We start from the raw sequence: 15,169 nt of genomic DNA on the forward strand, positions 1-15,169 counted from the left end.
GCATGCATCCAACTTGAGAAAGAGGTGCAATAATTGCACCTCTTCTAAGCGTAAGGATACCGAGCGAGCGCTCGGTGCTAAAAAAAGAAATGGGGGAAGAAATATGAATAAAACAGTTATTTTAAGTGCTGCAAGAACACCGGTTGGAAAATTTGGAGGAACTTTAAAAGACGTGAAAGCAACAGAACTTGGAGGAATTGCAATTAAGGCAGCGCTTGAAAGAGCGAATGTTTCCGCTAGTGATGTTGAAGAAGTTATATTCGGAACGGTTATCCAAGGAGGACAAGGACAAATTCCATCACGCCAAGCAGCAAGAGCGGCCGGCATTCCTTGGGAAGTGCAGACAGAAACAGTAAATAAAGTTTGTGCATCAGGACTTCGCGCAGTTACGTTAGCGGATCAAATTATTCGTACTGGTGATCAATCACTGATTGTAGCTGGTGGAATGGAATCGATGAGTAACAGCCCTTACATTTTACGAGGGGCAAGATGGGGATACAGAATGGGTAACAACGAAGTTATCGATTTAAACGTTGCAGACGGTTTAACATGCGCATTTTCAGGTATACACATGGGTGTTTATGGCGGAGAAGTTGCAAACGAGGATGGGATCTCCCGCGAAGCACAAGATGAATGGGCATATCGTAGCCATCAACGTGCGGTTTCGGCACATAAGGAAGGTCGTTTTGAAGAGGAGATTGTACCAGTAACAATTCAGCAAAGAAAAGGCGATCCTATCGTCGTGGCTAAGGATGAGGCACCGCGTGAAGATACAACGATTGAAAAATTAGCGAAATTAAAGCCTGTTTTTGATAAGACGTCATCAGTGACAGCTGGTAATGCTCCTGGACTAAATGATGGCGGTGCTGCGCTTGTATTAATGAGCGAGGACAGAGCGAAGCAAGAAGGAAGAAAGCCATTGGCGACAATTTTGGCGCATACGGCGATTGCGGTAGAATCGAAGGATTTCCCAAGAACGCCAGGTTATGCAATTAATGAATTGCTGAAAAAGACAGGTAAGACAATTGAAGACATCGATCTATTTGAAATCAATGAGGCATTTGCGGCGGTAGCAATTGCAAGTATAGAAATCGCAGGGATCGATCCAGAAAAATTGAATGTAAATGGCGGTGCTGTAGCAATGGGGCATCCAATTGGAGCGAGCGGAGCACGTATTATCGTTACACTTATCCATGCACTGAAGCAGCGCGGTGGCGGAATTGGAATTGCTTCTATTTGTAGCGGTGGCGGTCAAGGTGATGCAGTGATGATTGAAGTTCGTTAATTTACGTGTAGGGGATTTGGGTTTATTAACAACTTATATTAAGGGGGAAGAAAGAATGGGTGTACAAAAAATAGTTGTAATTGGTGCAGGACAAATGGGTTCAGGTATCGCGCAAGTGTGTGCAATGGCAGGCTATGATGTGAAAGTGCAAGATTTAAAGCAAGAGCAATTAGAGAGAGGTCTAGCTGTTATTTCGAAAAATTTAGCCCGTCAAGTAGAAAAAGGCCGTATGAAGGAAGAAGAGAAAGAAGCGACTTTAAATCGCCTTACATGGACGCTTGATTTCAATAGTGTCAAAGAAGCTGATCTTGTGATTGAAGCAGCTGTTGAAAAAATGGATATTAAAAAGAAAATTTTTGTGAATCTAGATGAAATCGCTCCAGAACATGCAATTTTAGCGACGAATACATCATCTTTACCAATTACGGAAATTGCAGCGGTAACGAAACGCCCAGAAAAAGTAATCGGCATGCACTTTATGAATCCAGTTCCAGTTATGAAACTCGTTGAAATTATTCGTGGTTTAGCTACAGATGATGCAGTGTACGAAACGATTGAGGATATTACGAAAAAAATCGGAAAAGTGCCAGTTGAAGTAAATGATTTCCCAGGGTTTGTATCGAACCGTATTTTATTACCGATGATTAACGAAGCAATCTATACGTTATATGAAGGTGTAGCGACGAAAGAAGCGATTGATGAAGTAATGAAACTCGGTATGAATCATCCGATGGGACCACTTACATTAGCTGATTTTATCGGTTTAGATACGTGTTTATACATTATGGAAGTGTTGCATGAAGGATTAGGAGATAGTAAATATCGCCCATGTCCATTATTACGTAAGTATGTGAATGCAGGATGGTTAGGACGTAAAACGGGTCGTGGTTTCTACGTTTACGAATAAATTCCTCCCTTTATTAAAGTAGTGGTCTTACCAAATTATTAAAAAGATATATAGCAAACGGAGGCGAAGTACATGAATTTTCACTTTACTGAAGAGCAACAAATGATGAGGAAAATGGTTCGAGATTTTGCGCAGAAGGAAATAGCCCCCTTTGTTCCTAGTATGGAACAAGGGGTGTTCCCAAAAGAGATTTTGCAAAAGATGGGTGAGCTTGGACTAATGGGTATTCCAGCGCCTGCAAAATATGGCGGGGCAGAAATGGATTTTATTTCTTACATTCTAGCGATTGAAGAAATTTCAAAGGTAAGCGCAACGGTTGGTGTAATTTTAGCTGTACATACGTCAGTTGGAATGAATCCGATTTTGTATTTCGGAACAGAAGAACAGAAGCAGAAATATGTTTCTAAACTGGCGACTGGTGAATATTTAGGCGCATTTGCTCTAACAGAACCGAATGCAGGATCAGATGCAGGTAGTTTGAAATCAAGAGCTGTAAAGAAAGGCGATCACTACATCATTAATGGATCGAAAGTTTTTATTACAAATGGTGGTGAAGCAAGTACATATATCGTCTTCGCGTCTACAAATCCAGAGGCGGGGAAAAGCGGGATTTCAGCATTTATAGTTGAGAAAGATACACCAGGCTTAATCATCGGAAAAGATGAGCATAAGATGGGGCTTCTTGGTTCGCGTACAGTGCAACTTACGTTTGAAGATATGAAAGTGCCGGCTGAGAATTTACTTGGTGAAGAAGGACAAGGATTTAAGGTGGCAATGGCGAATTTAGATGTTGGGCGAATTGGAATCGGAGCGCAGGCATTAGGAATCGCGGAAGCGGCGCTTGCATGTGCGATTGATTATGCGAAAGAGCGTGAGCAATTCGGAAAGCCAATTGCGGCGCAGCAAGGAATCGGATTCAAACTTGCAGATATGGCGACTAGCGTAGAAGCAGCGCGGTTACTTGTATACAGAGCGGCATCGCTAAGAGCACAAGGATTACCATGCGGTAAAGAAGCTTCTATTGCGAAATTATTTGCTTCTAAGACGGCTGTTGAAGTTGCGATTGAAGCAGTGCAAGTATTTGGTGGTTATGGTTATACGAAAGATTATCCAGTAGAAAGATTTTTCCGTGATGCGAAGATCACACAAATATATGAAGGAACGAGCGAAATACAAAAGCTTGTAATTAGTCGAGCTTTATAAAAAGGCAGAGGGGGAGACGGGAATGCATTTTAAATTATCAGAAGAACATGAAATGATAAGGAAAATGGTTCGGGATTTTGCAAGGAATGAAGTAGCACCGACAGCAGCAGAGCGTGATGAGGAAGAGCGATTTGATCGCGCTTTATTCGATCAAATGGCAGAGCTTGGTTTGACCGGTATTCCGTGGCCTGAAGAATACGGCGGAATTGGAAGCGATTACTTGGCGTATGTAATTGCCATTGAAGAATTATCCCGCGTCTGTGCTTCTACAGGTGTAACGTTGTCTGCGCATACTTCACTTGCTGGATGGCCGATTTTTAAATTTGGAACGGAAGAGCAAAAACAAAAGTTTTTGCGCCCAATGGCTGAAGGGAAGAAAATTGGTGCATATGGCTTAACAGAACCAAGCTCTGGATCAGATGCTGGTGGAATGAGGACGACTGCAAAACGAGATGGAGACCATTACATTTTAAATGGTTCGAAAATCTTTATTACAAATGGCGGCATTGCTGATATTTATGTTGTTTTTGCATTAACAGATCCTGATTCGAAGCAGCGCGGCACGAGTGCATTTATTGTGGAGAGTGATACGCTAGGGTTTTCAGTTGGGAAGAAGGAAAGCAAGTTAGGAATTCGCTCTTCGCCAACGACTGAAATTATGTTTGAAGACTGCCGTATTCCTGTAGAGAATCTGCTAGGGGAAGAGGGCCAAGGATTTAAAGTTGCGATGCAAACGTTAGATGGTGGTCGTAATGGTATTGCGGCGCAAGCGGTTGGGATTGCACAATCTGCTTTAGATGCTTCTGTAGAATATGCAAGAGAACGTCATCAGTTTGGGAAGCCAATTGCGGCGCAACAAGGAATTGGCTTTAAACTTGCAGATATGGCAACGGATGTAGAGGCAGCGCGTCTTTTAACATATCAAGCGGCCTGGCTTGAATCTGAAGGGCTTCCGTACGGGAAAGAATCAGCGATGTCAAAAGTATTTGCAGGTGATACAGCGATGAAAGTAACGACTGAAGCAGTACAAGTATTTGGTGGTTATGGTTATACGAAAGATTATCCAGTAGAGCGTTATATGCGCGATGCAAAGATTACCCAAATATATGAGGGAACACAAGAGATTCAAAGGCTTGTAATTTCTCGTATGTTAACGAAGTAGGAACGAAAGCGTAGGTATTTTCCTACGCTTTTTACTTCCAAAAATAATAGAGAGAGGTGAAGGGATGGTTAAACATAATGTACATGCGTCAGTGAAAGATGAAAAATTAGTTGCGTTAAGGCGTGAACAAATGATTAAAGGTGCGGTGCAGCTGTTTAAGCAAAAAGGATTCCCGCGTACAACAACGAGAGAAATTGCGAAAGCGGCTGGATTTAGTATCGGAACACTTTATGAATACATTCGCACGAAAGATGATGTATTATATTTAGTTTGTGATAGTATTTATGAACATGTAAAAGAGCGGTTAGAGAAAGTAGTGTGTACAGAGAAGGGAAGTATAGAAAGCTTAAAGATAGCGATAACGAATTATTTTAAAGTGATGGATGAATTGCAAGAAGAAGTATTAATTATGTATCAAGAGGTACGTTTTTTACCGAAAGAATCACTCCCATATGTATTAGAAAAAGAGTTTCAAATGGTCGGGATGTTTGAGAATATTTTAGAGCAGTGTACGGAAAATGGGACATTTACACTAAATAAAAAGGAAATACAGCTTCTTGCACATAATATTTTCATACAAGGACAAATGTGGGGATTTAGACGTTGGGCCCTGCAAAAACTGTATACGCTCGAAGAATATACTGAAATGCAAATTAGGTATGTACTGCAAGGCGCGCATATGTTTCCGAAATAAGGAATGGACAAATTATAATTTTATTAGCCTTCACCAATCGGGCTTTTACTGCCCGTTAATGCGGGATAAAAGTTTCCCGTTTTTTTTGTAGCATATTTGTGCGACTTTTGTTTATAATGAATAGTATGGATTTTTTTAAGCAGACCGTTATATATAAGTTTATATTTGAAGAAAGGAAGTGCCGCATAAGTGGGTTTTAAGCAATATTCACCAGAAGAGCTAAAAGAATGTTCAATGATTGAAGTTGTACATAGTGTTTTAGGGAATAAAAGACAAGCAACGACATTCAACGAGTTGGTTCAAGAAATCGCTCAAGTGCTGGGACTATCTCAAGGGCAAGTTAATACGAAACTCGCACAATTTTATACAGATTTAAACATCGATGGACGTTTCATTAATTTAGGAGAAAATCGTTGGGGGCTACGTAGCTGGTACCCATATGAGCAAATTGATGAAGAAATTCTGCCTCAGCCAAAACCGAAGAAGAAACGTAAAGTTGAAGAGGACGGTTTTGACGACTACATCGAAGAAGATGAAGATGAATTAAATGCAGACCAAGAAGAAGATGTAGAAGATTTGGACAAGGTTCTTGAAGAAGAAGACGCAGATGATGAAAAAGAAGATGATGATCTTGATGATGAAGACTTCGCTGAAGAAGAACTTGAGTACGATGAAACTGAAGAAGAAGAAGAAGAGGAAGAGCGTTAGTTCTTGACTTTTCATTATCGTCCATGTAGAATCATTTTTGGGCTCTTTAAAAAAGGACGATAATACTTTTAAAGTGTAAATATAAAAGAAAATTGCTCCCTACTTATTACTTTATGTGATGAGGGGAGCAATTTTCTTTTTTGTTTTTTGTTTAGAAAATAAAAAGAGCCTAACAATAAGATAGATACAGTGTTATCTACATACGTTGCGCTTTGCAACGGTGATTATATAACAACGAAGTAGAAGGGAGTATTTTCATGACTAAGTATATTTTTGTAACAGGCGGTGTAGTATCGTCTTTAGGTAAAGGTATTACAGCAGCATCTCTTGGAAGACTTTTAAAAAATCGTGGTTTAAACGTAACTATTCAAAAGTTTGATCCATACATTAACGTAGACCCAGGGACTATGAGCCCATACCAACACGGTGAGGTATTCGTAACAGATGATGGTGCAGAAACGGACTTAGACCTAGGTCACTATGAGCGTTTTATCGACATCAACTTAAATAAATACAGCAACGTAACAACAGGTAAAATTTACTCTTCAGTTCTTCAAAAAGAGCGTCGTGGTGAATATTTAGGAGGAACAGTTCAAGTTATTCCTCACATTACTAACGAAATTAAAGAACGTGTATATCGTTCTGGTCGCGAAACAAACGCCGACGTTGTTATTACAGAAATCGGTGGAACTGTTGGTGATATCGAGTCTCTACCATTCTTAGAAGCAATTCGTCAAATTAAGAGCGACATCGGTCGTGACAATGTAATGTACATTCACTGTACGTTAATCCCGTATTTAAAAGCAGCGGGTGAAATGAAAACAAAACCAACGCAACATAGCGTTAAAGAGCTTCGCAGCTTAGGTATTCAGCCGAACATTATCGTTGTTCGTACAGAACTACCTGTTTCTCAGGACATGAAAGACAAGATTGCATTATTCTGTGACATCGATACAAAAGCAGTTATCGAAGCACGCGATGCAGATACTTTATATGCGGTTCCATTATCTCTTCAAGAACAAAACATGGACCAAATCGTTTGCGATCACTTGAAATTAGACAATCCAGCTGCAGATATGACAGAGTGGACTGCGCTAGTTAATAAAGTACGTAACCTTTCTAAGAAAACAAAAATCGCTCTTGTTGGTAAATACGTAGAGCTTCAAGATGCATACATTTCTGTTGTAGAAGCACTTCGTCATGCAGGTTATTCATTCGACACAGATGTAGAAGTGAAATGGGTAAACGCTGAGCACGTAACAGCAGAGAACGTAAAAGAATTAGTTGGCGACACAGATGGTATCCTTGTACCAGGTGGCTTCGGCGATCGTGGTGTAGAAGGTAAAATCGTTGCAATTCAATATGCTCGTGAAAACAAAGTTCCATTCTTAGGAATTTGCCTAGGTATGCAACTTGCATCAATCGAATTTGCACGTAACGTATTAGGATTAGAAGGAGCTAACTCTTCTGAAATTAATCCTGACACACCTTATGCAATTATCGATTTATTACCAGAACAAAAAGATGTAGAAGATTTAGGTGGTACACTTCGCCTTGGTCTATACCCATGTAAGCTTGCTGAAGAAACAAATGCTTACAATGCTTACAACGAGCCGGTTATATATGAGCGTCATCGTCATCGTTATGAGTTCAATAATCAATTCCGTCCAGATATGGAAAAAGAAGGATTTGTATTCTCTGGTACAAGCCCAGACGGTCGTCTAGTGGAAATTATTGAATTACAAGATCATCCTTGGTTTGTGGCAGCACAGTTCCATCCAGAACTTGTATCTCGTCCAAACCGTCCGCAACCATTGTTCCATGATTTCGTAAGTGCTTCTATTACGAATAAAGAGAGCAAGTAATAAAAAAAAGCGCCTGAAATAGGGCGCTTTTTTTAATATTCGTTTAACATTTCATCAATTGTAAATTTCAATCCGTGATAAGCAAATAAAGTTATAATTAAACTTGGGAACCCGTAGCGGTTACCTTCATCATCTGGAATAAGACCTTTTAACAGCTTTGTATCAATATGTACATCTGTATATTGTTCCAGTGATTCAGCACCTTCTTGAATAGCCGAGATTCCAACGATAGATTGGCCGTCTTCATGAAGTTTTTTCGCGGTTGTTATAATTTCATCATCTGTCGAAAAACGACTAATAAGAAGTACGCGGTCCGCAGAAGTCACTGCCGCCAGTTCACCGTTTTCTATTAAACGTTTTGCTTGTTTCATTGGTTCGGCGCCAAATAATGCTTCTGAAACAATACCCTCCATTTCGTTTGTACCATGCAAGTAAATGAAGCCGTCACCAATTAAGGCCTGGGCAAGTAGACGAGCGCTATCTTCTATATTCATTTCTTCTTTTTGAGAGAGTCTGGAGAAATATCCACTTAATTGAGTCGAGAAAATTTTTAACATGTTGTTGCTCCTTTCTTTCGTGTTAGCTGGTTCTCATTATAGCTTATTTTTTTTGGAAAGGGGAAATAGTAGGGTGGCATAACAAAATAGGAAACGGTAAAATAAGAAAGAATAGGAAGGGATTTGGCAAAGAGTAGCGAAAATAAACCGATAAGATATAAGAAGCTTTAAATCTTGTACTTACACAGAAAGGTTGGGAGTTATGGAAGGGAAAATTTTAATCGTTGATGATCAATATGGCATTCGTGTTTTATTGCATGAAGTGTTCCAAAAAGAAGGTTATCAGACGTTCCAAGCAGCGAATGGATTTCAAGCTTTAGATATCGTGAAAAAAGATAATCCAGATTTAGTAGTGTTAGATATGAAAATCCCAGGTATGGATGGTATAGAGATTTTAAAACATGTAAAAGAAATTGATGAGAGTATTAAAGTGATTTTAATGACTGCTTATGGAGAATTGGATATGATTCAAGAAGCGAAAGATTTAGGAGCTTTAATGCACTTTGCTAAACCGTTTGATATTGATGAGATTCGTCAAGCAGTGAGAGATCAGCTTGCTGTAGAGGCGTAAAAAATGAATTTTTTATAAAAAATATGGAAAAAAGCGTTTACATGGACTATTGAGCAGGTGAATACAGTTGAGTTTTTGAGTACAAGTTGTTATCCTATTGAGTGTAGAAAGAAGTCCGGTATGTAAATATACATATTTTACCTTATTCTGGTCATACTACCAGCGATAAGAATTTATCGGATACAAAAAACGTTTTTTAGGAGGATTCACCATGCCTTTAGTTTCTATGAAAGAAATGCTAAACACAGCACTAGAAGGAAAATACGCAGTTGGTCAATTCAACATGAACAACTTAGAGTGGACTCAAGCTATCTTAGCTGCTGCGGAAGAAGAAAAATCTCCTGTAATCTTAGGTGTATCTGAGGGTGCAGCTCGTCATATGACTGGTTTCAAAACAGTTGTAGCTATGGTTAAAGCTTTAATCGAAGAAATGAACATTTCTGTTCCTGTAGCGATTCACCTTGATCATGGTTCAAGCTTCGAAAAATGTAAAGAAGCAATCGATGCAGGTTTCACATCTGTAATGATCGACGCTTCTCACCACCCATTCGATGAGAACGTTGAAACTACTAAAAAAGTGGTAGAATACGCACATGCTCGTAACGTATCTGTAGAAGCTGAGCTTGGTACAGTTGGCGGACAAGAAGATGACATCATCGCTGAAGGCGTTATCTACGCTAATCCTGAAGAGTGTAAACACCTTGTTGAAGCAACAGGTATCGATTGCCTAGCTCCAGCTTTAGGTTCTGTACACGGTCCTTACAAAGGTGAGCCTAACTTAGGATTCGCTGAAATGGAACAAGTTCGCGACTTCACTGGCGTACCTTTAGTATTACACGGTGGTACTGGTATCCCAACTGCTGATATCGTAAAAGCTATTTCTTTAGGTACTTCAAAAATTAACGTAAACACTGAGAACCAAATTGAGTTTACAAAAGCTGTTCGTGAAGCATTAAACAAAGACCAAGAAGTTTACGATCCTCGTAAATATATTGGACCTGGCCGCGACGCTATTAAAGCAACTGTTGCTGGTAAAATGCGTGAGTTCGGTTCTAACGGTAAAGCGTAAGAATAAAATTCCGTTTTGGAAACCGTCTAGTCTTTTAGACGGTTTCCTTTCGTTGTATAATGAAAGCGTGAACAAGTCTAAAGATTTTATAAAGTAAATTTTTAGTTTGCAAATATAGAAAATAATGTGCATAGTCCTATTAATAAATGTGGTAAGTATCTGAATTGAGGAATTTGATTCGATGAATAGTTAATCTTCATCTATTTGTACAGCAGGGGAGCTACAGGTGATGGTTTTCTACTTATTGGGTTTCAGGATGGAAAGAGTGATTGAGATTCTTAAGGGGAAATCTTCTACTTTTTCTTATAAAGGAGTAGAAGATAAATACATTCACAAGAAGGGAGCTCAATATGGAAAAGTTGCTAATTGAAGGCGGAAGAGCTTTAAATGGAACAATTCGCGTGAGTGGTGCAAAGAACAGTGCTGTTGCGCTAATTCCAGCGACAATTTTAGCGGATACTCCAGTAACTATCGGTGGCGTTCCTAATATTTCGGACGTGAAAATATTAGGAGACTTACTAGAGGAAATTGGAGGGAAAGTAACTTATGGGCAGGAAGAAGAGATGGTAGTCGATCCTTCTAACATGGTTGCGATGCCTTTACCAAATGGAAAAGTGAAAAAATTGCGCGCCTCTTATTATTTAATGGGTGCAATGCTTGGCCGTTTTAAAAAAGCTGTTATTGGGCTTCCAGGTGGATGTCATTTAGGGCCACGACCGATTGATCAGCATATTAAAGGGTTTGAAGCGTTAGGGGCACATGTTACAAATGAACAAGGTGCTATTTATTTAAGAGCAGATGAACTACGCGGGGCACGTATTTATTTAGATGTTGTTAGTGTAGGAGCGACAATTAATATTATGCTAGCGGCTGTACGAGCGAAAGGTAGAACTGTTATTGAAAATGCAGCAAAAGAACCAGAGATTATTGATGTAGCTACATTGTTAACGAGTATGGGAGCACGTATTAAAGGTGCTGGTACAGATGTAATCCGAATTGATGGTGTGGATTTTTTACACGGTTGTCACCACACTATCATTCCAGATCGTATTGAAGCTGGTACGTATATGATTTTAGGGGCAGCGTCAGGAGGAGAAGTAACAGTTGATAATGTTATTCCTCAGCATTTAGAATCCGTTACTGCAAAGCTAAGAGAAGCTGGTGTTCAAGTTGAAACGAACGATGACCAAATTACAGTGAATGGCAATAGAAGTTTAAAAGTAGTTGATGTAAAAACGCTTGTATATCCAGGGTTTCCAACAGATTTACAACAGCCGTTTACAACGCTTTTAACAAAAGCGCATGGAACAGGAGTTGTAACTGATACAATTTACAGCGCACGTTTCAAGCATATTGATGAATTGCGCCGTATGAACGCGCAAATTAAAGTAGAAGGCCGTTCAGCAATTGTGACTGGACCTGTTTTATTACAAGGTGCGAAGGTGAAAGCGAGTGATTTACGAGCTGGTGCGTCCCTTGTTATTGCGGGTTTAATGGCAGATGGTATTACGGAAGTAACGGGACTGGAGCATATTGATCGAGGTTACGAAAATATAGTAGACAAGCTTAAAGGGCTTGGTGCAAACATTTGGCGAGAACAAATGACAAAGCAAGAAATTGAAGAAATGAAGAATGCATAAAGTGAAACTTTAATCAGTATGGGATATCCCATGCCGATTATTAGCCCTCACCAATCGGGATAAGGTGGTGATACTTCCGTTAATGGGGAGCGAAGAATCACTACTAACGGAAGTGCACTTTATAGAAAAATACGGTTCACAAAATACGGCAGAAATATAAAGACTTAAAGGAGAGGGATTATCGTGGAAAGAAGTTTATCTATGGAGTTAGTACGTGTAACAGAGGCTGCAGCATTATCATCAGCGCGTTGGATGGGGCTCGGAAAAAAAGATGAGGCAGATGGTGCAGCAACATCAGCTATGCGTGATGTATTTGATACAATTCCGATGAAAGGTACAGTTGTAATTGGCGAAGGTGAAATGGATGAAGCGCCAATGCTATATATCGGAGAGAAATTGGGTACAGGATATGGACCACGCGTAGACGTTGCAGTTGATCCTTTAGAAGGGACCAATATCGTAGCGGCTGGCGGCTGGAATGCGCTTGCTGTTATTGCAATTGCAGATCACGGCAATTTGTTACATGCTCCTGACATGTACATGGATAAAATAGCGGTTGGTCCAGAAGCGGTTGGTGCAGTTGATATTGACGCACCTATTATCGACAATTTACGTGCAGTTGCGAAAGCGAAAAATAAAGATATCGAAGATGTTGTAGCGACAGTTTTAAACCGTCCACGTCATCAAGCAATTATCGAAGAAATTCGTAAAGCTGGTGCTCGTATTAAATTAATTAACGATGGAGATGTAGCTGGAGCAATCAATACAGCATTTGACCGTACCGGTGTAGATATTCTATTCGGTTCTGGTGGAGCGCCTGAAGGTGTATTAGCTGCGGTTGCATTAAAATGCTTAGGTGGAGAAATTCACGGGAAGCTCTTACCTCAAAACGAAGCTGAATTAGCGCGTTGCAAAAAAATGGGTATTGAAGATATCAATCGTATCCTTCGTATGGAAGACTTAGTAAAAGGTGACGATGCAATCTTTGCAGCAACAGGTGTAACAGACGGAGAACTATTACGAGGCGTTCAATTTAAAGGTAGCGTCGGAACAACACAATCCCTTGTTATGCGTGCGAAATCAGGCACAGTACGCTTCGTAGACGGCCGCCATAGCTTAAATAAAAAACCGAATTTGGTTATTAAATAAAAAGCGTAAGCGGCTCGTTTAGAATCGCAGGGCATTGGAGCTCTCGACCTTGAAGCGCTCTTTGCTTCGAGTGAGAGAGCGAAATGCCCGGAGATTCTAGCCGCTGAAGCTGGATTAAATAAAAGAAAAAATGCCGTATCTATTCTGCCTTAAAATCAGGCGAGTAGAAAAAAGAAAGAAATATGAAAAGCGAAGATAAATTTTCTTGTCTTCGCTTCTTGTATTTGTGTTTCAACGTATTGATTAAAACTAGATAAAAGGGTTACAATAGTGAATATTACCCTACTTGAACTTATTGCCTTTCATTATTATTTATTTGCCTTCCGTATTTTTCCCCTTTACCCATGTGAAAAGAGAAAAACGTTAAAGTGTGGTGTCTGAATGAATTTGTCAATTGCAGCATTAGAAAACATGAAATTAAAAGAGTTATACGAGCTTGCGAAGGAATTTAAGATTTCGTATTACAGCAAGTTAACGAAAAGAGAGCTAATCTTCTCTATCTTAAAAGCTCGAGCAGAAAAAGAAGGTTTCTTTTTCATGGAAGGCGTATTAGAAATTATTCAATCAGAAGGATTTGGATTCTTACGTCCTATCAATTATTCTCCAAGCTCAGAAGATATTTATATCTCGGCTTCGCAAATTCGTCGTTTCGATTTACGTAATGGAGATAAGGTTTCTGGTAAAGTACGACCTCCGAAAGAAAATGAGCGCTATTTTGGACTGCTACAAGTTGAAGCTGTAAATGGAGATGATCCAGACTCAGCAAAAGAGCGTGTACATTTCCCTGCATTAACACCGTTATACCCAGATCGCCAAATGAAATTGGAGACGGAAACGAAAAAGTTACCGACACGCATCATGGATTTAATCGCACCAGTTGGATTTGGACAACGTGGTTTAATTGTTGCGCCTCCAAAGGCTGGTAAAACAAGTCTGTTAAAAGAAATTGCACACAGTGTCACAACAAATCATCCGGAAGCAGAATTAATTGTACTTTTAATTGATGAGCGTCCAGAGGAAGTAACAGATATTGAACGTTCTGTTAAAGGTGATGTTGTAAGTTCTACTTTTGATGAAGTGCCAGAGAATCATATTAAAGTAGCTGAGCTTGTATTAGAGCGTGCAATGCGTCTTGTAGAACATAAAAGAGACGTTGTCATTTTAATGGATAGTATTACCCGTTTAGCGCGTGCTTACAACCTTGTTATTCCACCGAGTGGTAGAACCTTATCGGGTGGTATTGATCCAGCTGCTTTTCATAGACCGAAGCGTTTCTTCGGGGCTGCGCGTAATATCGAAGAGGGCGGTAGCTTAACGATTTTAGCAACAGCGCTTGTTGATACAGGGTCTCGTATGGATGATGTAATTTACGAGGAGTTTAAAGGAACTGGAAATATGGAACTTCACTTAGATCGCTCATTAGCTGAGCGCCGTATCTTCCCAGCGATTGATATTCGTCGCTCTGGTACGCGTAAAGAAGACCTATTAATTCCGAAAGAACATTTAGACAAACTATGGGGTATTCGTAAAACAATGCGTGATACACCAGACTTTGTTGAAGGATTCTTACGTAAACTTCGTCAAACAAAGACAAATGAAGAATTTTTACAAAATATTGTTGCAGACTCAAAAAGGTATGTAACCACTAAGTAAAGGGAAAAGATTGGGACTCGCTTATTTCGTAGTAAGCGAGTTTTTTTATGTTTTTAAGGGAATATTAGAAAGAGTAATATATGGAAAAAATTTTGTTTTTTGAGATGAAAATCATATTTGGGTCGAGAGCTTGAATTGTCCTGCGATTCTGAGCGAGCCGCTTGCGCTTTTAATTGATATCCAGTTCTGGCGGCTAGCTCTTCGTGTCTAAGAACCTCCGCTACTCAAGGTAAACAGCACCTTTTGTGCGAGAGAACCTTAGCCAGTCAGAGCTAAGCGAGCCGCCTCCACTTTTAATTTTCAAAAGACAAAAACAGGTAGTTGCAAAATGGAGTTAGCCTTGTTATAATTTCATCATATGTGTTTCATCAATATAGTTGTGTAAGCAGCTGAAGATGAAAAACTCTGTTTCGAAAATGATTCAGGGCGGAAGGAGATGAAAAGAATGAAAGCAGGAATCCATCCAAATTACAATAAAGTTGTATTTATGGACACGAACACTGGCTTCAAATTCTTAAGCGGGTCTACAAAAGGCTCTAGCGAAACTGTTGAGTGGGAAGATGGTAACACTTATCCATTACTAAAAATTGAGATCAGTTCTGATTCTCACCCATTCTACACTGGACGTCAGAAGTTTGCTACTGCAGACGGACGTGTTGACCGCTTCAATAAGAAATACGGTATTAAGTAATAAAGAACATAAAAC

Annotated in this window: 13 protein-coding genes and 1 pseudogene; 13 read left to right on the forward strand and 1 reads right to left on the reverse strand. The window is 39.7% G+C overall.

Going from position 1 to position 15,169, the window contains the following annotated elements:
• Positions 1-29 precede the first annotated feature (29 nt).
• The 7 genes and pseudogenes from ACE38F_RS02370 (at position 30) to pyrG (ending at position 7,824) form a co-directional block, all read left to right on the forward strand.
• A pseudogene (locus tag ACE38F_RS02370) lies at positions 30-1,285 on the forward strand (acetyl-CoA C-acetyltransferase).
• A 55-nt stretch (positions 1,286-1,340) separates the two neighbouring features.
• Positions 1,341-2,192, forward strand: a complete 852-nt coding sequence (locus tag ACE38F_RS02375; protein WP_215554824.1) for a 3-hydroxybutyryl-CoA dehydrogenase — start codon at positions 1,341-1,343, stop codon at positions 2,190-2,192.
• A gap of 72 nt (positions 2,193-2,264) precedes the next feature.
• Positions 2,265-3,395 carry an acyl-CoA dehydrogenase gene (locus ACE38F_RS02380; protein WP_001009066.1) on the forward strand — a complete coding sequence of 377 codons (1,131 nt, stop codon included), beginning with the start codon at positions 2,265-2,267 and terminating at the stop codon, positions 3,393-3,395.
• 22 nt (positions 3,396-3,417) lie between these two features.
• Positions 3,418-4,557, forward strand: a complete 1,140-nt coding sequence (gene acdA / locus ACE38F_RS02385; protein ID WP_375371194.1) for an acyl-CoA dehydrogenase AcdA — start codon at positions 3,418-3,420, stop codon at positions 4,555-4,557.
• 64 nt (positions 4,558-4,621) lie between these two features.
• Positions 4,622-5,251 carry a TetR/AcrR family transcriptional regulator gene (locus ACE38F_RS02390; RefSeq protein ID WP_002159764.1) on the forward strand — a complete coding sequence of 210 codons (630 nt, stop codon included), beginning with the start codon at positions 4,622-4,624 and terminating at the stop codon, positions 5,249-5,251.
• Between the two features lie 189 nt (positions 5,252-5,440).
• Positions 5,441-5,959: a DNA-directed RNA polymerase subunit delta gene (gene rpoE, locus ACE38F_RS02395; RefSeq protein ID WP_215554822.1), complete on the forward strand. Its 519-nt coding sequence runs from the start codon at positions 5,441-5,443 to the stop codon at positions 5,957-5,959.
• A gap of 257 nt (positions 5,960-6,216) precedes the next feature.
• The gene (gene pyrG, locus ACE38F_RS02400; RefSeq protein WP_215554821.1) at positions 6,217-7,824 is read left to right on the forward strand and encodes a CTP synthase; all 1,608 of its coding nucleotides are present in this window, start codon (positions 6,217-6,219) and stop codon (positions 7,822-7,824) included.
• Between the two features lie 32 nt (positions 7,825-7,856).
• Here pyrG and ACE38F_RS02405 read toward each other — a convergent pair whose 3' ends face one another.
• Positions 7,857-8,381 carry a DUF2529 domain-containing protein gene (locus tag ACE38F_RS02405; protein ID WP_341308172.1) on the reverse strand — a complete coding sequence of 175 codons (525 nt, stop codon included), beginning with the start codon at positions 8,379-8,381 and terminating at the stop codon, positions 7,857-7,859.
• A 202-nt stretch (positions 8,382-8,583) separates the two neighbouring features.
• On the opposite strand from ACE38F_RS02405, the gene spo0F reads away from it, so the two are divergent.
• From spo0F to ACE38F_RS02435, 6 genes are all read left to right on the forward strand, one after another.
• Positions 8,584-8,952 (forward strand): sporulation initiation phosphotransferase Spo0F, encoded by a 369-nt coding sequence (gene spo0F / locus ACE38F_RS02410; RefSeq protein WP_000398592.1) that lies wholly within the window; start codon positions 8,584-8,586, stop codon positions 8,950-8,952.
• A 211-nt stretch (positions 8,953-9,163) separates the two neighbouring features.
• Entirely contained in the window at positions 9,164-10,021 is an 858-nt protein-coding gene (locus tag ACE38F_RS02415; protein ID WP_002159768.1) for a class II fructose-bisphosphate aldolase, read from the forward strand.
• 350 nt (positions 10,022-10,371) lie between these two features.
• The gene (gene murA, locus ACE38F_RS02420) at positions 10,372-11,661 is read left to right on the forward strand and encodes a UDP-N-acetylglucosamine 1-carboxyvinyltransferase (protein ID WP_215554819.1); all 1,290 of its coding nucleotides are present in this window, start codon (positions 10,372-10,374) and stop codon (positions 11,659-11,661) included.
• A 183-nt stretch (positions 11,662-11,844) separates the two neighbouring features.
• Positions 11,845-12,810 carry a class II fructose-bisphosphatase gene (gene glpX, locus ACE38F_RS02425; RefSeq protein WP_002113062.1) on the forward strand — a complete coding sequence of 322 codons (966 nt, stop codon included), beginning with the start codon at positions 11,845-11,847 and terminating at the stop codon, positions 12,808-12,810.
• 381 nt (positions 12,811-13,191) lie between these two features.
• Positions 13,192-14,463 (forward strand): transcription termination factor Rho, encoded by a 1,272-nt coding sequence (gene rho, locus ACE38F_RS02430; protein ID WP_215554818.1) that lies wholly within the window; start codon positions 13,192-13,194, stop codon positions 14,461-14,463.
• Positions 14,464-14,908: 445 nt separating this feature from the next.
• A complete protein-coding gene (locus tag ACE38F_RS02435; protein WP_000643447.1) occupies positions 14,909-15,154 on the forward strand; it encodes a type B 50S ribosomal protein L31 in 246 nt (81 codons plus the stop codon).
• Positions 15,155-15,169: the final 15 nt, after the last annotated feature.

It is taken from the genome of Bacillus altaicus (assembly GCF_042136375.2).
GTDB classification, from domain to species: Bacteria; Bacillota; Bacilli; order Bacillales; family Bacillaceae_G; genus Bacillus_A; species Bacillus_A cereus_U.